At 72.9% G+C, this 17528-nt stretch carries 14 protein-coding genes; 5 read left to right on the forward strand and 9 right to left on the reverse strand.

The features are described 5' to 3' along the window. Positions 1-70: 70 nt before the first annotated feature. From B4N89_RS09545 to B4N89_RS09560, 4 genes are all read right to left on the reverse strand, one after another. The gene (locus B4N89_RS09545) at positions 71-1825 is read right to left on the reverse strand and encodes a hypothetical protein (protein WP_143657911.1); all 1755 of its coding nucleotides are present in this window, start codon (positions 1823-1825) and stop codon (positions 71-73) included. A 56-nt stretch (positions 1826-1881) separates the two neighbouring features. Continuing rightward, positions 1882-3648 carry a hypothetical protein gene (locus tag B4N89_RS09550; RefSeq protein WP_078975465.1) on the reverse strand — a complete coding sequence of 589 codons (1767 nt, stop codon included), beginning with the start codon at positions 3646-3648 and terminating at the stop codon, positions 1882-1884. A gap of 123 nt (positions 3649-3771) precedes the next feature. Further along, entirely contained in the window at positions 3772-5034 is a 1263-nt protein-coding gene (gene fmdA, locus B4N89_RS09555) for a formamidase (protein ID WP_078975466.1), read from the reverse strand. Between the two features lie 45 nt (positions 5035-5079). Then, positions 5080-5355, reverse strand: a complete 276-nt coding sequence (locus tag B4N89_RS09560) for an FmdB family zinc ribbon protein (RefSeq protein ID WP_078975467.1) — start codon at positions 5353-5355, stop codon at positions 5080-5082. Between the two features lie 175 nt (positions 5356-5530). Between B4N89_RS09560 and B4N89_RS09565 the strand changes: the two genes are divergently transcribed. From B4N89_RS09565 to B4N89_RS48925, 4 genes are all read left to right on the forward strand, one after another. Then, a complete protein-coding gene (locus B4N89_RS09565) occupies positions 5531-6274 on the forward strand; it encodes an SDR family NAD(P)-dependent oxidoreductase (protein WP_161500679.1) in 744 nt (247 codons plus the stop codon). Beyond that, complete coding sequence (locus tag B4N89_RS09570) at positions 6271-7026, forward strand: SDR family NAD(P)-dependent oxidoreductase (protein ID WP_078975469.1); 756 nt, start codon at positions 6271-6273, stop codon at positions 7024-7026. The genes B4N89_RS09565 and B4N89_RS09570 overlap by 4 nt, the downstream gene beginning before the upstream one ends. A 156-nt stretch (positions 7027-7182) precedes the next feature. Next, positions 7183-8466, forward strand: a complete 1284-nt coding sequence (locus tag B4N89_RS48920) for a hypothetical protein (protein WP_143657912.1) — start codon at positions 7183-7185, stop codon at positions 8464-8466. After that, positions 8463-9719, forward strand: coding sequence for an ABC transporter substrate-binding protein (locus B4N89_RS48925; RefSeq protein WP_161500680.1), 1257 nt, complete (start codon positions 8463-8465; stop codon positions 9717-9719). The genes B4N89_RS48920 and B4N89_RS48925 overlap by 4 nt, the downstream gene beginning before the upstream one ends. A 226-nt stretch (positions 9720-9945) precedes the next feature. Here the strand turns inward: B4N89_RS48925 and B4N89_RS09585 are convergent, their stop codons facing one another. From B4N89_RS09585 to B4N89_RS47630, 3 genes are all read right to left on the reverse strand, one after another. Next, positions 9946-11016 carry a phosphotransferase family protein gene (locus B4N89_RS09585; protein WP_101897036.1) on the reverse strand — a complete coding sequence of 357 codons (1071 nt, stop codon included), beginning with the start codon at positions 11014-11016 and terminating at the stop codon, positions 9946-9948. Continuing rightward, positions 11013-12305: an acyl-CoA dehydrogenase family protein gene (locus tag B4N89_RS09590; protein ID WP_078975473.1), complete on the reverse strand. Its 1293-nt coding sequence runs from the start codon at positions 12303-12305 to the stop codon at positions 11013-11015. Before B4N89_RS09590 ends, B4N89_RS09585 begins: the two co-directional genes overlap by 4 nt. 67 nt (positions 12306-12372) lie before the next feature. Next, the gene (locus tag B4N89_RS47630; RefSeq protein WP_101897037.1) at positions 12373-12831 is read right to left on the reverse strand and encodes a MarR family winged helix-turn-helix transcriptional regulator; all 459 of its coding nucleotides are present in this window, start codon (positions 12829-12831) and stop codon (positions 12373-12375) included. A gap of 1612 nt (positions 12832-14443) precedes the next feature. Between B4N89_RS47630 and B4N89_RS09600 the strand changes: the two genes are divergently transcribed. Then, on the forward strand, positions 14444-15016 hold the full coding sequence (locus B4N89_RS09600; RefSeq protein WP_143657913.1) for a hypothetical protein: 573 nt from the start codon (positions 14444-14446) through the stop codon (positions 15014-15016). 28 nt (positions 15017-15044) lie between these two features. Here B4N89_RS09600 and B4N89_RS09605 read toward each other — a convergent pair whose 3' ends face one another. Both B4N89_RS09605 and B4N89_RS09610 read right to left on the reverse strand, forming a co-directional pair. Beyond that, positions 15045-16307, reverse strand: a complete 1263-nt coding sequence (locus tag B4N89_RS09605) for an ABC transporter substrate-binding protein (RefSeq protein ID WP_235618542.1) — start codon at positions 16305-16307, stop codon at positions 15045-15047. Positions 16308-16311: 4 nt separating this feature from the next. Then, positions 16312-17493 carry a branched-chain amino acid ABC transporter permease gene (locus tag B4N89_RS09610; protein WP_414646411.1) on the reverse strand — a complete coding sequence of 394 codons (1182 nt, stop codon included), beginning with the start codon at positions 17491-17493 and terminating at the stop codon, positions 16312-16314. Between the last annotated feature and the right edge of the window lie 35 nt (positions 17494-17528).

Here is a 17528-nt window from a genome sequence, read left to right on the forward strand (position 1 = left end):
GAATCGGCCGCCCGCACCAACGCTTTTCCCGGACCCGCACACGACGCGCACCCGGGCGGCCCCCTCCCGTTCAGCCCGCGGCGGCGGCCGCGGTCGCCAACAGCTCGGGCAGCGTCCCCGCGAACGACGGGGCCAGGTGAGCCGCGACCACCCGGGGTTCGATGCCCTCGCCCAGGTATTCGCGGAGATACGCGGGCATGCGCTTCCGATGGGTGTCGACCAACGACGCGTCGGCGCCGTAGCGCTGGATCCGGTCGTAGACGTCCAGTGCCTTCCCGGCGGGCACCAGGCCGGAGAACACCTGCTCGGCCAGTCCCGGAATCTTCGCCAACTCGACGCGCAGCCGACGCGCCTCCTTCGCGTACACGTGGTCGTGCCCGGTCGCCGAACACCACCGGCCGCGGACCGGCCAGTGTGCCCGCAGGACGGTGCCGTCCTCGGCGGCGGCGAGGATCTCCGCCGGGCAACCGGGGAACGCGCTCAGCGTGCGCGCCGTCGCGGCGGCCAACGGCTCCTCGGCGTGCGCCGCCAGGAGCATGGGCCATCCCATTCGCGCATAGCCCGGGGCACCGGCCCGAAAGCCCATCGGCTCCCGGAGCACCACATAGCAGGAGCGCTTGTCGAACGCCCGTCGGCACTCCTCCCGCATCCGCGCCCGGCCCGCGTCCCCGTCCGCGCACATCGCCCGCACCTTCGCCGCCACACCCGGCCGCAGCGGCAGGTCGTCGACCAGCCGCTCCGCCTCCGCCGGCCCGTGCCGGTCCCACAGGCCGAGCAGTGCGCCGAGCAGCACACCGCGCTGCACCGGCGGCACGAACGGTTCGTGCTGCTTGTTCTGATAGCGGTTGTGGAACAGCGGGCGCAGCGCCGCCATCCCGCCGCGCTCCCACGTCTCGATCGCCTCGGACACCACGACCGCCGAGTGCCGCACCCGCAACAGCGCGGCGCGCACCAGGGACGGGTCGCCGGACCACACCCCGGGGCGCCGGTAGCGCACGTTGTCCGACCGCAGCGCCCGCGCCACCGTGGCCGGATCCAGCGGAACCGTGCCCGCGGCGGCCATGATCAGGTTCCGCTCGCGGTCGCCCACCCGGGAGTTGGCGTAGACGACCGCGTTCAACCCGGGGTCGCCCAGCGCGATCAGCGCGTCGAACACCTCCGCGCGCGGGTATTCGGCGGCGGCCAGCGTCCGGCGCTGTCGGGCGGTCGCGCGGCGCACCGTCTCGACGACCACCTCGACGGGCAACGCGGCGCCGAAGTGCACCAGGTCGAGCACGGTACGCGGGCGCAGGTGCGGGAGCAGCGCGGCCAGGTGCTCGGGGCGGGCGCACAGCAGCAGTTGCCGCCACTCGACGGCGATCGCGGCCGGCGGCGCGGGAATCGCCTCGCGGCCGCCCGACCCGGCGCCCGCGGCCTCGATGGTCTCGGCGACCGTGCCCGGGGCGTTGGGGAGCGCCGCGAGCAGCCGCGACCAGGCGCGCGGGTCGGCGCCCAGGTGCCGGTCCACAAGCGCGGTGACCTCGACCATCGGTCGCAGGTAGGACAGTTCGTCGTGGGAACCGCAGTGGCGCAGGAAGCGCAACACGGCGACGGCCGGTCGCGCCTCGGCGAACACCTGGGCGGTGATCCGCTCGTGCGGGTTGCGCGCCGCGGCCTTCATCAGGTCCGCGCCGGAGCCGTGCCGGATCACCGAGCGGACCAGCGCGACCGGGAGGCCTGACGACTTGTTCAGGTGTGGGGCGTAGGTGCCGCGCACCCGGGCGAACACCTCGCCCTCGGCGTTGTCCAGCGCGGCCAGCAGCGCGAACGCGGCGGGGTAATCCATCTCGAAGGCCCTCTCGGGGTCGTGGCCCACCCGGCGACGGCCGGTGCCGGGCGCGGTCAGGTACGGGCGGCGCCGGCCGCGGTGGTGACCAGTTCGGCCAGGCTGCCCTCGAAGTCCGGCAGCAGCCGCAGCGCGACCACGGCGAACGGCACGCGGTCCTCGGGGGCGACCTGATGCTCTATCAGGGCCCGGAATCGCTCCCGGAGTTCGCGAGCGGCGGGCGCGTCCGGGGCGATCGCCTCGCAGCGGCCGAGGAGTTCGGCGGCGGCCGCCGCGCGTGGACGTGTCAGCACCTCGGCGAGCGGCATCCGCCCGGTCGCCAGCTCGGTCGCGGTCGTCTGCTCCTCGGGAGGGCGCCGGTGCATGCCGCGCGGATCGCTCCAGGTCACCGGCGTGGGCCACCGACCGGGGCGCGGGCGGTACGGGGAGCGTGGCACGGCCTCGGCGGCGCGGCGCAGTTCGCTCGGGCACCCGTCCTGGTCGAGCAGCAGCGCCAGCGCCCGGACGCCGAACGGGTTGCGCCGGTGCGCCCGGCGGATCTCGGCCCAGTCCACGACGGGTGTCTCGATCATCGGCCAGCCGACGCCCGGCAGGTGGCCGCGCAATCGCCGGGCGAGTCGGCGGGTGCCGCCGGCGGCGGCGACCTCGGTCCGCAGTCGGTCGAGCGCGTCCGGCCCGGTGAGCAGTTCGCGACAGCGGGCGGCCAGGGGTTCCGGCAGGGCCAGGTCGGCCACCAGGTCCAGGGCGGCGCGCGGTCCGGATCGTTCGCCCAGCCGCAGCAGGGTGATCAGCAGCACCAGCCGGTAGCGCGGCGCCCGGAACGGCTGCGCCTGCCGCCCGGTCGGCATCGGCACCACGTGGTGGGTGTAGGGGCGCAGCCCCTCCACGCCGCGTTCCTGCCAGATCGCCAGGCACTCGGACAGCGGCAGGCCCAGCGCGCCGCGCCGCAGCAGCGCGGAGCGGACCAGGAGCGGGTCGCCGGACCACAGCGCGGGCAGCCGGATCGTGATCGCCCAGTCGCGGCACACCCGTTCCGCCACGGTCGGGTGCAGCGGGGTCGTCGAGGCCATGATCCGGGCCCGGATCGCCGGGCCGGTGCGCGGGTTGAGGTAGACCGCCGCGTTCAGCGCCGAGTCGCCGAGTTCGATCAGCGCGCCGGCCACCTCGGGGCGGGCCCGCCGGGCCCGGGCCAGGGCGAGCCGTTGGGCCGGCGTCGCCCGGGCGATCTGCTCGGCCAGGACGGCCGGCGGCACCTCGGCGCCGAACCGCAGCAGGTCGCGCACGGTGTGCGGGCGCAGCGCGGGCAGAAGTTCGGCCAACACTCCCGCCGGCGCGAGCAGCAGCAACTGGCGGAATTCGGCGCGCAGATCCGCCGGCACGCGCAGGTCGGCCGCTTCCTCGCCGGCTCCCGCCGCCTCGATCGCCGCGCCCAGGGAGGTCGTGCGGGTCGGCAACGCGGCCAGCAGTCGGCCCCAGGCGGCGGTCGAGTCGCCGAGGTGACGCTCCATCAACTCACCCAGTCCGCGCGTGGCTTCGGTATAGGCGCGGGGATTCTTCGGGGCCAGTGCCCGCAGCGCGCGCAGTGCCGGCAGGGCCGGTCCCGTGTACAGCGCGGCGAGCGCGCCGCGCGGCAGCCCCAGGTTGCCGGCGATCGCGAACAGCGCGGCCTGGTCCGCCCGGCGCAGCGCGTCGCGCACCAGGGCCGGCGGCAGCGTCTCGGTCTCCCGGAGTGCCGCCGGCATCTCCTCCCGCATCCGTGCGAAGATCGTTCCGTCGACATCGTTCAATTCGGCCAGCAGCGCGATGATGGCGGTCTTCGACACTCGTGCACCCTCCGTGGCGTCCTCACCAGGAAGCTACGGGGTCCGGCCGACAACCACTCGGCCGAGGTGCACCCCGGCGCCGAAGCGCGCGAGGTGCCCTCCTCGGTTCGCCGAACTCCCGGTTCAGCCGCTCGTCGTGGCGCACTGCCCCCGGTCGACGCGCACCGGTCCGGCCGCCGACGGGCGGATGTCGACGTCGAAGATCTCCGTCGGCAGATACAGCGTCGCGCAGGCGTTCGGGATGTCCACCACGCCGGAGAACCGGCCCTCGATCGGCGCCGCGCCCAGGATCAGATACGCCTGTTCGGGGGTGTAGCCGAACTTGGTCAGATAGGCGATCGCGTTCAGGCAGGCCCGCCGATACGCCAACGTCGAGTCCAGGTAGCGCTGTTCGCCGTCCTCGGTGACCGAGAACCCGGTGAACGTCAGGTATTCGCTGTACTGCGGCGCCGACCGCCCGGGCATGAAGATCGGGTTGGTGGTCACCCCGTAGGTCTCCATGCCGCCCTTGATCACGTCCACGCGCAGGTCGATGAAGCCGCCCATCTCGATCGCGCCGCAGAAGGTGATCTCGCCGTCGCCCTGACAGAAGTGCAGGTCGCCCACGGAGAGTTTGGCGCCGTCGACGAACACCGGATAGAAGATCCGGGAGCCGGCGGTCAGGTTCTTGATGTCCTGGTTGCCGCCGTTCTCGCGCGGCGGCGCGGTGCGCGCGGCCTCCAGGGCGGCCTCGGCGGCGCGTGCGGCGTCCATCGAACCGAGCACGGCGGCGATCGGCTCGGGCGGCAGCGCGAGCGGCGGCACCCGGTTCGGGTCGGTCGCGCGCAGCGCGCCCTCGCGGGCGTTCCACTCGGCGAGCAGGCGGGCCGAGGGGGCGGTGCCCATCAGGCCGGGGTGGATCATGCCGGTCAGTTCGACCCCGGGGACGTGCCGGGAGGTGGCGCGTTGCCCGTGGAAGTCCCAGACCGCCTTGTACGCGCCGGGGAAGTGGTCGGTGAGGAAGCCGCCGCCGTTCTCCTTCGCGAACAGGCCGGTGTAGCCCCAGCCCTGGCCGGCCACGGGGCCGGTCACCGCGAAGGTGTCGTCCTGCGGGCAGGCGCCGACGTCGAGGATGTCCACGATCAGCAGGTCGCCGGGACGCGCGCCCTCGACCCCGATCGGGCCGCTGAGTTGGTGCACCATGGTCAGGTCCGCGTCGCGCACGTCGTCGGCGCTGTCGTTGTTGCCGATCGTGCCGTCGAACCACTCACGGCACTCGATCCGGAACTCGGCGCCGGGCTTGACCACGGTCACCGGCGGCACGTCCGGGTGCCATCGGTTGTGGCCGAGCGTCTGCTGCTCCCGGAAGGGGCGGGACTGGTCGACACCGAACACGATCTCGGGCATGTGACTCCTCGAAGCCTCTTGGTGGCGGCGGCCGGTGACGGGGGGTCACGACCGGGGCAGTCGGGCGTGCCGGGGGTCGCCCGGCGCGCGTGTACCCGGTCGGGGTGGTGGGCCGGAGGTCACGGTGGGGGCGTGGGCCGAGCGCTCCTCGGCGGCGGCCGCGCGCGTCCGGACGCCGTTGTCGGCCAGTCGCGGTGCGGTCCACACCCGCCGACCGGGCTCCGCGCAGGCGGGACATCGTTCGCTCGGGCCGGCCTCGCCCAGCGGTCGGGTCAGTTCGAAGTCACCGCAGTCCGCGCATCGGTACACGTAGGTCGCCACGATCGCCTCCTCGCCTGGTCACCGGGTCTGCGGGAAGCACAACACAGCGCCGGGCAAAAGGAAACGGACGACACGCGGATCGCACCTGACGCATGGTCAATTCGCGGGCTCCGTGGTTCCATCGCGCTGTCGATCACCGATCGGCCACCAGTCGGCCACCACCTTCGGAGGTCCCGTGGCGGAACAAGTCGCCCTCGTCGTGGGTGCGACCGGCCTCGGCGAGGCCGTCGCGCACCGGCTCGCCGCGGACGGCCGCGACCTGATCCTGTGCGACCGGACGGCGGCAAAGGCGTCGGTTCGGCTCGCCGGGACCGCCGCCGCCACGGGTGCGCGCGTGGTCACCGCCGGGGTCTGCCTGGACACCCCGGACGCCTTCCGCGACGCCCTCCCCGACCTCCTGCGGCGCGCGGGCCACGACGCGATCGACGCGCTCGTGTACACCCTGCTGCCCGAGGACGCCTTCACCCCGCGCCCGCTCGCCGCGCTGACCGACGACCAGTGGCGGCGGCTGGCCGAGGATCCGGTCCGGCACGGCCTGACGGTGCTCCAGGCCGCCCGCGAACTGCTCGCCCGGCGCCGGGGCCGCCTCGTCCTGGTGGTGCCCGCGGTCGCCCTGGAGGGCGCCGCCGACCTGGTCCCGCTCGCCACCGCCGCCGAAACGCTGCGCGCGTTGGCCAAGTCGGCCGCGCGCCGCTGGGCGGCCGACGGGATCACCGTCAACCTCGTCACCCCCGACGTGTTCGCCTACGGCGCCGAGCACCTGCGCGGCACCGACGTGGACCGGGGCGAGGCGGTGCTGCCCGGCCCGACCACGCCGGCCGACGTCGCGGACGCCGTGGCGCTGCTGCTCGACCCGGCCGCGGCGCGGCTGACCGGCACCACCCTGATCGTCGACGGAGGAGCGCTGATGACGCCGTGACCGAACACGTGGCCTTGGTGACGGGCGCGGCGGCGGGCCTCGGCAGGGGCATCGCGCTGGCCCTGGCGGCGGCCGGCTCCACCGTCGTGGTCACCGCGCGCCGACTCGCGGCCGGTACCGAGGTGGCGGACGAGATCGCCGCGCGCGGCGGCACCGCGTGGGCGACCACGTGCGATGTCACCTCGGGGGAATCGGTCCGGGCCGCGATCGAGGCGACCGCGGCCCGCTTCGGCCGGCTGGACGCGGTGGTGCACAACGCCACGTCGCGACGCTCCAGCGAGCCGGTGGACCTGGAGCACGCGGACCCGGCGCTGTGGCGCGAGCACGCCGACGTCTCGCTCACCGGCTCGTTCACCGTCGCCCGCGCCGCGTACCCGCATCTGCGCGCCACCGAGGGCGCGTTGTTGCTGCTGACCTCCCCGGCGGGGATGCGCGGCAGCGCGAACCTGTCCTTCTACGCGGGCGTCAAGGGCGCCCAGCGGGGCTTCGTCAAGGCGCTGGCCCGCGAGTGGGGTCCCACCGGTGTCCGGGTCAACGGGCTGGCGCCCCTGGCCGTGACACCCGCGCTGGCGGCCGCGTTCGAGGCGGATCCGACCATGGAGGGGCGGATCGCGGACAAGGTGCCGATGCGCCGGGTCGGCGATCCGGAGACCGACATCGGGGCGCCCGCGGTGTTCCTGTGCGGGCCCGCCTCCCGCTATGTCACCGGCCAGACCCTGATCGTCAACGGGGGTCGGGACACGTTCCTGTGATCCGGACCGAGCGGTGATCTCCCCCAAATCCCCCCAAGCGACCCGTACTTAGCACACGGCTCCCTTTTCCGGCAAGGGCGAACACCGTGTGGTAACCGGCCGATCACGCGTCTAACCTGACCGGGTTGCCGAGCGGAACGAGGGGGCGCCCGTTCCATGTCCAGCACCACAGCACGCTCGATCACCCGCCGTCCGTCGCGGGCCCGGTCCCGACTGCCCGCCTCCACACCCGGCCGATTGGTCGCGCTGGCGCTGTTGTCGGTGCTCGCGCTGATCCCGGTGTGCGCGCTGTCCGTGGTGATGGCGGACCGCTCCCGGGCGACCACGGCGGAGTTGCGGGACCGGCGGATCCCGGCGGTGCTGGCTCTCGACCAGGCCGCCGCCGCGCTGACCGAGGCCGACCGGGCGACGGCGACGAGCCTGGTGTCGGGCGCGTTCTCGTTGACCGGACCGGGGCAGGACTACCAGGACGCGGTCAAGCGGGCGAACCGGTATCTCAACGTGGCCACCGATCTGCACCGCGACGATCCGAAGGCCCGCGCGCAACTGACCGGGATCAACGCGCTGGTGGTCGAGTACACGATCATGGTCGGACTGGCCCAGACCGGCGGCGACGGGCCGCTGTCGCTGGCCAACGTGTTCTACGCGTCCGATCTGCGGCGGTCGATCGTCGCCGGGCTCTACGCCCAACGCGGAACCGACCTGGACGAGATCCGGGCGGCCCGCTCGACCTGGTGGGTCGGCACCTACGTGGCGGTCCCGTTCGGCGCGACCGCGTTCCTGGCGTTGCTGCTCCTGTTGTTCGCACACCGCTACGTACGTCGCCGCTTCCGCCGCCGTACCAGCCCGCCGCTGCTGCTCGGCGCCGCCGCGCTGGCCGCGCTGATCGTCTGGACCGTGCTGCACGCGCAGACCACCCACGACCGACTGGTCGAGGCGACCGGGCGCGGGGTCACCGGCCAGTCCGCGCTGTGGCAGGCGCGTACCGCGGTCCACGAGGTGGTCGGCAGCACCGCGCTCGACCTCGCCTCCGGCGGTGTACCGCGCACGAGCGACGAGCAGGCCGGGCCCACTCGGCAGGTCCTGGCCAAGCCGCTGCCGGCGGCCGGCGAACGGGCGCTGACCGCGCTCGGCGCGCTGCGCGAAGCGGAGAAGCGGGCCCGAGCCGAGACGCCTCCCGGGGGCACCCGGGACGGCGGCGCCGGGGCGGCCACGGTGACCGGCCGCTCCCCGGAGCGCATGTCCGGCGCGGCGGACGACGCGGAGGCGGCGTTGGCCGACGCGCTGATCACCGGCCGCCGGGAGACCGACGCGGCACTGGCGGAGGCCGCCGACGACGGCGGGCTGACCGTGGGCGGGCCGGCGATGTGCGCGGGCGTGCTCGTGCTCGCCCTCGCGGGGGTGCTGGTGCGCCGATTCGAATACGGGGGGCTTCGGTGATCATTGGCGGCGGGCCGCGAGCGGCCCTCGGCGCGCTGCTCCTGATCGGGGCGGCGCTGACCCCGGTGGCGTGCACCACCGCGTCGCCGACGCGCGTCGTGAACGTGCTGGGCACCTGGGAGGAGGCCGAGAAGGAGGCGTTCTACAAGGTGGTGGCGCCGTTCGAACGGGAGACCGGGATCGACGTGCGCCTGGAGGGAACCCGGGACGTGGCGGCGGTGGTCGCCGGTCGGGTGGAGGAGGGCGATCCGCCGGAGATCGCGGTGCTCAGTTCGCCGGGCGATCTGCTGCACTACGACAAGATGAACAAGCTCGCGCCACTGGACGGGATCCACCCGGATTACGCGCCCGAGTGGCTGGCGCCGGGGCGGGTGAACGGCCGTCAGGTGGCGGTGGTGATCAAGGCCGCGCTCAAGAGCACCATCTGGTACAACCGGGCCAAATTGGATGCGGTCCATGAACCGGTGCCCACCACGTGGGCGCAACTGCGGGCCACCACCGCCAAGTTGCGGGCCGCGGGCACGACTCCGTGGTGCATGGGGCTGGCCTCCAGCACCACCTCGGGCTGGCCCGGCACCGACTGGATCGAGGATCTGGTGCTGGCCCGCTCCGGGCCGGACCTCTACGACGCGTGGGTACGCGGAAAACTGCCCTGGAAGGGACCGGAGGTCAAGGCCGCCTGGCAGAGCTGGGGCGAGTTGCTGAACCCGGACACGGTCCAGGGCGGTGCGATCAACGTGCTGCTGACCGGCTTCGACAAGTCGGCGCAGGTGGTCGACGCCCGCGGCGGTTGCGCGTTCGACCACCAGGGCTCGTTCGTGGCCGGCACCTACGCGTCGCACTTCCCACCCGGCGCGACCCCCGACTACGCCACGTTCCCCTTCCCCGGATTCGACACGCCGGTCCCGCGCGTGGTCGCGGGCGATGTCGCGGCGATGTTCCACGCGACCCCGGCGGCCCGGGACCTGCTCAACTACCTCACCAGCACCCGGGCACAGGCGTTGTGGGTCGCGACGAGCACCGCGCTGTCCCCGGACCGCAACGTGCCGTCGGACGCCTACCGGGACGAGGTGACCAAGCGGCTCGGCGCCGAGTTGTCCGGGGCGCGGTCGATCCGCTTCGACGCGTCGGACCTGATGCCGACCACCATGCGCAGCGCGTTCCAACGGGCGGTTTCGGCCTACGTATCGGATCCCTCTGCCCTGGACCGCATCCTCGACGACCTCGATCGGGTGCGGGACACCGCGTATTGATCGGGTCGGAGACCGTTCGGTTCCGGGAGGGACGCGGCGGGCCCGCCCCGGCCGGGCCCGCCTCGTCTCGAAGTGTTCGCCACGCTCCCTGGCGAACACCTGCAATCTTGGCCCCTCGACCGGCTACTCATGCGTATCCGAGGCGAAGTTCTTGAGAATTTTACTTTTCTCTGCACAACCATCGAGGGGTTTGCCCCGATTTTCGGGGTTCGTTCCGGGCAGAACCTCACTCCTCCAGCGTGTCCCGGGCAAGGGCCGTCAAACCGGTCACGAGGGACTCGATTCGCCGCCGACGCTCACCCGACGGATCCGCGGTGCGACGGAGCGCACCCGCGCACACGATAGCGAGCTTGATCACCGCGAAGGCTTGCCAGAACGGGATATGACGGATGTTCAGCTCATCCCGGGCGACGGGGTCGGTGGGGGCGGCGGCGCGCTCGGCGGCGGCGCGCTCGGCGAGATATGCGGCGAGCAGCTCGTCCGCCGTGGGCAACCCCGGATTGACGTCCGGCGCGTGCCCGCCACGCCCGGCCGCCAACAACCGACCCGCCGGCCCCCAGTAGGCGAGCAGTTGGCCGACGTCGGCCGCCGCCGGGCCGAGCGCGGCCAACTCCCAGTCGAGCACCGCGAGCACCCGCTCCGGGCGGTCCCGTGCGTACATCACGTTGGCCAGGTTGTAGTCGCCATGCACGATCCGGTCCGGGCCCACGTCCGGGACCCGGGCGGCCAGCGCGGCCAACACCTCGTCGACCGCCGGCACCGATCCCGCGGCGGAGGCCGCCCATTGCCGCCGCCACCGCCGCAACTGGCGTACCGGATAGGGCTCGGGCCGCGCGTAGTCGCCGAGCCCCGCCGCCACGGGGTCCACCGCGTGCAACCGGGCCAGGGTGCGCGCCAGTTCGCCGCCGACCGCCGCCGCCGTGTGCGCGGGCAACCCCCGCACCGACTCGGCCCGGCCGTACACCACCCCGTCCAGCCGGCCCATGAGGTAGAACGGCACCCCGATCACCGCCGGATCCGGACACAGCGCGACCATCGGCGCGACGGGGACCGCGCCGCCCGCGAGCGCCGCCTGGAACCGGTACTCCCGGTCCATGTCGTGCGCGGTGGGCAAGCCGCCGCGCCGAGGCGGCGTACGCAACACCAGGTCGACACCGCCGCCGCGCACCCGGTAGGTGGGATTGGACGAGCCGCCCGCCAACGCCTCCACCCGCAACCGCGCCCCGCGCGCGAGCAGACCCCGTCCGGCCGCCCAGTCGGCGAGCGCCCGCGCGTCCACCGACCCCGGCGCACTCACGGCAGGTCCAGCAAGGTCGCGAAGCGCGCCTCGGCCGCCGCACGACGGGTGGGGATGTGCTCGCTCGGCCACCCCTCGACCGCCCGCCGGCCGCGCAGCGCGAGTTTGGCCACCTGTGCCACGTGCACCTCGTCCGCACCGTCCGACAACCGGAAGTTGCGGGCCAGCCGGTACATCTCCTCCAGCGGCAGGTCGGCCGAGTAGCCCAGCGCGCCGTGCACCTGGATCGCCCGATCGACCACGTCGTGCAGGATCCGCGCGCCCCGGTACTTGACCTCCGACACCGCCTGCCGGGCCGCCGCCGGCCCCTGGTGGTCCCAGATCCAGGCGGCTTCGAGGGTCATCAGCCGCAACGCCCGGATGTCGATCGCGGATTCGGTCACCATCGCCTGCACCAGTTGGTGCTCGGCGAGCGGCCGGCCGTGCGAACGCCGGGAAAGGGTCCGCTCGCAGAGCATGTCGAAGGCCCGCCGGCACTGGCCGATCCAACGCATCGTGTGCTGGATCCGACCGCCGTTCAGCCGCTTTTGGGCCAGTACGAACGCATCCCCCGGCGCGCCGATCAGGTTCTCGTGCGGCACTCGGCAGCCCTCGAAGAGCAGTTCCGCGTGACCGCCGAGGTGGTGGGTCGCGGCGCCGTCGTAGGGGTGGTGCATGGTGGGCACGTCGCGCACCACGCGCATCCCGGGCGTCCCCCGCTCGACCACGAACATCGAGGCCCTCCGGTGGCGTTCGGCATCGGGGTCGGTGACCGCGAAGACCAGCACGAAGTCGGCCCGGCGGGCGTTCGAGGCGAACCACTTGTGCCCGTCGATCACCCAGTCGGCACCGTCGCGCACCGCCCGGGTGCGGATCCCGGTCGGATCGGAGCCGGCCGTGTGCGGTTCGGTCAACGAGAACGAACTGGTCAGCCGGCCGTCCAGAAGCGGCCACAACCAGCGCTCCTTCTGCGCCTTCGACGCACCCACGGCGAGCAGTTCGCTGTTACCCGAGTCGGGCGCCTGATTGCCGAAAACGGCCGGCGCGGACGGGGTACGCCCCAGGATCTCGTGCATCAGCGCGAGCCGCACCTGGCCGAACCCGCCGCCGCCCAGGGCCGGATCCAGGTGTGCGGCCCAGAGCCCCCGGTCCTTGACCGCCTGCTTGAGCGGCTCGGTGACGGCGCGCCAGTTGTCCGCGCTCATCCGGTGTTTCACCAGGTCGAGCGGCTCGATCTCGTCGACCACCATCCGCCGGATCCAGGCCAGTTCGGCGACGACCTCCGGATCGGTACTGAAATCCCATGCCATGACGGGACGTTAACCCTGTTAATTAACAGAGTCAATCATCTCGTTCGGGGCACTTCTCCACGTCGACTCACTCCTCGTCGAGCGGCCCGCGCAGGTCGGCCACCAACCGCTGCATCCGATCGGCGAGATCGTTCAACTCCGCCGCCGTCCACCCGGCCAACTGCCGCGCCAGCATCTCGTCATTGGCCGCCACGAACAGCCGGTACGCCTCGCGACCGCGCGCGGTCGCCTCCAGGAGCGCCACCCGCCCATCCTCGGGCGCGGTCACCCGAACCGTGTAGCCACCCTCCTCGAGGATGCGGATCTGCCGACTCAACGCGGCCGGCTGGATATCGGCCCGCTCCGCCAACTCCGTCGGCCGAATCGGCCCGAAGTCGATGATGCGATGCAACACCCCGATCGCCACCAGACTCAACGGCACCCCGGACCGCTCCATGTGCAGCGCATCCAGCCGCCGACTACTCATCAGCCTGCGCACCGAACTGATCGCCTCATTGATCCTGCGCCGGCTCACCTCGTCGGTCATGGCGCCAGGGTACGGGGGGCCGAAGGCCGGGAACCGACGAGGTGAGGGGGCGGGGCGGAGGCGGCGCGGGGGTGACGCAAGGCGAGCAGGACAGGCGGTCGGACGCGCTGGGCAAGCGGGCCGGAGGGCCGGGGTCGCGACGCGGGCGGAGGGTGGGGTTGGGGTCGCGACGCGAACACAGAGCGAGGCCCGGGTCGCGACGAGAACACAGAGCGAGGCCGAGGTCGCGTTCGCGGCGTTGCTTTTTATTGGGCGCTCCGCGCCGGCTCGCGAGGGACCGCTTTTCTGCTCCCCCGCTTCGCTCCTCCGCAGAAAAGCGGCCCCTCGCTCGGGGCCGGGTGCCCCTCCGCTTCGCTCCGGGTCACCCGGCCCAAGTTTTGCGGCTCCGCCGCTCTCCGCGCTTCGCGCGTCGATCGCGTGGGTGGCCTGGGTCGTGGGCGCTGACGCGCCGAAGTGGCGGGTGAAGTCGGCGGCCAAGGTCGCGAGTCGAACCCTCGCCTCGGCCTCGTAGCGGCGGATGGGCGGCCACGGCGCGCAGCGACGTAACCACCCGGCCGCGAAGCGAAGGTTAATTCCCACGCGCGACGTCAGACGCCGCGCCACCCTGGCCGCGCGGCGAACTCGGGCAACCTGTCGGGGTTGCGCTTTTGCTACGGGGTGCCGGTGCGGGGTCATTCGGCGCGTGCGATGGGTCAACCGTCGGCGTTCGGGGTTCCGGGACTCGGGAGCTCCCGACGAACCAGCTGCATTGCTCGGCGAAAACTGGCCGGCAGGAGCGGGAGGGTGGGTGGTCGGGTCGAGTCCGCCGGGGCCTCCCCGAGTGGGTCGGGGCATCTCGGAGGCGGTGGGAAGGGGGCGGGGTTCGAAACCGGATCCCGGCGGGGTAGTTGTGGGCTTCGAGCTTCGGTGACCTGCGGTTTTGTGGAGTCTGGGTGGAGCATCGGGCTTCGAGTGCCGGCTTCGTACGTTTCGACTCCCCGAAGGCTGTGGCGGGGATCGAAATCGGCTGATCGGAGTCGGCTTCGGGCACTGCGGCCTCGTATAGGCGGTCGCGAAGGTCGAGAGTGCCCGGCGGAGGCCAAAACCGATTCCGAGGCGCCCGAAATTGCCGGACCCTCGCGCTGGGCTGTGGTTTCTACTCACGCCGAGGCAACGGCGCTCCACGCGCGATCCGACCGGCTTCATGAGCGGTCGTCACGCGGATGCTCACCGCACCCCGAAGCCACCCGACCCAGTCGGGAAGGCTCTCCGGCGGACTCCACCCGACCGTGCCCCTCCTCGCCGCTGCCGGTCGGTTTTCGCCGAGCAATGCAGCCATCTCGCCGGGAATCCCAGGCCTCGGGCCTCGGGCCCCGCGCTTCGCTCGCGTTGCGACTCCGGTTGCCCGATCTGCTCGCCTCGCGACCCTGCTTACACGCCTCCGCCCCCTCGCTCGCCCTGTGACTCTGCTCGGCGATCTCGCTCACCCCGCGACCCTGCCCGCCCAGCTCACCGCGCGGTGCGCGAAATTCCGTCCGCTCGTCGCGCGGTCCGACCCCGACCCCCACTCCTTCGAGCCAATCACTCCCGTACCCCTGTCCCCGCCGCCCCTTCGTCCCCAAGACTGATCTTCGTGCATGCCGAAGTGGTCGTCGAAGGCCCGAAAAACGATTCCGCAGACCGCGCGTTCGCGCTCGCCACGACCGAGGCCGGGGTCGTGGTGGCTGCCGCGTCGGCCGAGCCGGTGGGTGGGTGTGGGCACGGCATGGGGTGGTTCCTGCGGCGGCTGGGGGTGCACCTGCTCGCCCGGTTGACCGATCGGCCGGAGCGCGCCATCGCCGACTGTCTGGCCGACACGATTGCCGAGACCGCCGCGCTGCACGGGGCCCGCTGCGACCTCGGGCACGAGGCCACCCCGGCCGCCTCGGTGGTCGCCTGTCGGGTGCTGGCACGCGAGTTGCAGTACCTGGTGCTCGGCCCCGGCGTGATCCACCTGCACCACGACCGGGGCCCGAGCAGCCGGATGACCGGCCCCGACGGGCCGTTGGCCGCCGCCCGGGCCCGCCCCGGCATCGCCGCCTACGCCGGCGTCGGCTCCGCCCGCCTGTACAGCCTCAGTGGCGCCTCCCTGGCCGCCGACGGCACCGATCGACCGCCGGCCGGGATCACCCTGACCTTCGGCACGCCCGCGCCGGCCACGCGATAGGGCGGCCCTTCGAGCACCGGGCGACCCGCTATCCCGCCGCGGGCAGCTTGTACTCCCGCGCCGCCGGCACCTCGTAGGCGTCCTTGGCCACCACCAGGCTGCCCGGCGCGGCCTTGCTCGGCTTGAGGATGTACGACTTGTAGGTGGCCGGCTTGGTCACGTCGGAGAAGTCCTCGGGCGTGCCGAGGCCGGTGTCCATCTGCTTCTGCTGCCGGTGTGCGGCGATGATCCCGGCGTGCGACAGGTCCTTCGCCGCGCAGGCCGCCTTCAGGTCCTCGCCGAAGATCTTCATCGCGTTGTACCCGGAGATCACCCCCTGGTCCAGGGTGCCGTCCGGATACTTGGCCTTGTAGTCGGCGGCGAGCTTCTTCACCGCCGGGATGTCCGCGCCCATCGCCGGCGCCGCGCTCACCACGTACAGCAGTTGCTCCAGCGCCCCGGCCGCCGCGCTCGCCATCACCTGCGGGTGGAAGCCCGGCGCGCTGGTGAGCACCGGCACCCGCAGCCCGGCCACCGCGCCGAAGCCGACCAGGGTCGCGGTCTGCGTCGGCCCGGCACTGATCAGGATCGCCTTGACGCCCGCGCCGCGCAGCGCGGCGATCTGCGCGGTGAGGTCGGTGTCGGTGGCCTTGATCTTCTGCTCGACGATCTGCACGCCGAGCTTCCCGGCCGCGAACTTCGCGCCCGCCAGCGCGTTTTCGCCGTACTCGCCCTCGAAGTAGACGTGCCCGACCTTGTCACCGGACTTGAGCTGCGCGGCCTGGGCCAGGAAGTCCATCCCGTTGATCATGTCGATGTCGTAGGTGGTGCCGACGATCTGGATCTCCGGCCGGTTCAGCAGGGTCGCCGGCCAGGCCTGCGGGAAGGTCAGGATCCGGTCCTGCTTCAGGCTGTCCTGCAGCGCGGTGACCACGGCCGAGCCGATCACCTGCGGGAAGCCCGCGACACCGCCCTTGATCTCGGTATAGGCGGCCACCGCCTTCTGCACGTCGTAGCCGTGGTCGCGCACGGTGATCGCCAGCTTGCGTCCGCAGATCCCGCCCTGCGCGTTGATCTCGTCCACGTACAACTGCTGGGCGTTGACGATGCTCTTGCCCAACGGCGCGTAAGGGCCGGACAGATCGGTCAGCGCGCCGAGCGTGATCGTCGTATCGGTGACCCCGGGGCCGGACTTCACCCCACCCGACTGCTTGTCTTTCCTGTCGTCGTCGCCCTTGGTGCTGCACGCCGTCGCCGCCAGCACGAGCGCCGCGAGCGCCGCCCCCACGCGCACGCCATTCCGAAGCCTCACGGTGCTACTCCTTGGAGCCGATACGGATGGAGCCCTGGGTACGTCCGAGTCGTCCGAGTCCTTCGCCGCGCCCGCCGGGGCCACCGAGGCCGCCACCCGGTCGACCGCGCAGCAGGCCGACCAGGCCGCCCGGGGCGAACAGCAGGACCAGCACGATCGCCGCGCCGTACAGGTAGCGCGCGGCCTCGCCCGGTCCCACCCCCGACTCCGGGCTGCCGGGCGCCACCACGAGCGGCAACGCGTCCGCGTACTTGCTCAGCACCTGCGGCAACATCGTCACGAACGCCGCGCCCACCACGGCGCCGGTGACCGAGCCGAGGCCACCGATCACGATCATCGCGAGGTAGTCGATGGACAGCGCGAGGCCGAAGTAGTCCGGCACCACCCGGTTGAAGATCAGCGCGATCAGCGCGCCCGCGAGGCCCGCGTACATCGACGACACCACGAACGCCGCGGATCGGTACCGGGCCGGCGCGACCCCCATCACCGCGGCCGCGATCTCGCTGTCCCGTACCGCGCCCAGCGCCCGGCCGGGCCGCCCGCGCAGCAGGTTGCGCGCGGTCAACGCGGCGACCAGGACCAGGATCAGCACGAAGTACCACAGCCGTTCGAGCCGACCGAACGGAATGCCGAGCACCTCCAGGCCGTCCGGCCGGCCGTCGGTGAGGGTGAGGTCGCCGACCCCCATCGAGGGCACCGAACGCCCGTTGAAGCCGCCGGTCACCGACGCCGCGTTGAGCATGACGTGGTGTCCGATGAACACCAGGGCCAGCGTGGCGACGCCGAGGTACATCCCGCGCAGCCGCCCGGAGATCGGACTGAACAGGCCGCCGACCACACCGGTCAGCAGCACCGCGAGGACCAGCGCGAGCAGCGGCGGCAGGCCCGCGCCGCTCAGGTGGCGCACCCCCACCCGACCCGAGTCGCCGGCGAGCCAGACGTAGCCGTAGGCGCCGAAGGCCAGGAAGAAGGCGTGCCCGAGGGAGAGTTGGCCGGTGGTGCCGGACAGCAGGTTGAGCCCGATCGCACCGATCGCGGCGGCCATCGCGAACAGGCCGGTCTGCAACCAGAACGCGGTCACGTAGAACGGCAGCACCAGCAGCACGCCGACGACCACGACCACCGCGCCCGGCCCGAACCACCGGCGCGGTCCCGGGCGGACCGCCGCGGCGTGCCGGGCCGGAATCGATTCTGCGGCCCGGCTCACCGGCGCGGACAGGC

Origin of the sequence: Embleya scabrispora (genome assembly GCF_002024165.1) — a bacterium.
Taxonomy (GTDB): domain Bacteria; phylum Actinomycetota; class Actinomycetes; order Streptomycetales; family Streptomycetaceae; genus Embleya; species Embleya scabrispora_A.

What these genes read in the sequence shown, in the direction of transcription:
- B4N89_RS47630 (WP_101897037.1), bottom strand. Translation starts at nt 12,831, where the DNA reads ATGACCGACGAGGTGAGCCGGCGCAGGATCAATGAGGCGATCAGTTCG.
- fmdA (WP_078975466.1), bottom strand. Translation starts at nt 5,034, where the DNA reads ATGCCCGAGATCGTGTTCGGTGTCGACCAGTCCCGCCCCTTCCGGGAG.
- B4N89_RS48920 (WP_143657912.1), top strand. Translation starts at nt 7,183, where the DNA reads ATGTCCAGCACCACAGCACGCTCGATCACCCGCCGTCCGTCGCGGGCC.
- B4N89_RS09545 (WP_143657911.1), bottom strand. Translation starts at nt 1,825, where the DNA reads ATGGATTACCCCGCCGCGTTCGCGCTGCTGGCCGCGCTGGACAACGCC.
- B4N89_RS09590 (WP_078975473.1), bottom strand. Translation starts at nt 12,305, where the DNA reads ATGGCATGGGATTTCAGTACCGATCCGGAGGTCGTCGCCGAACTGGCC.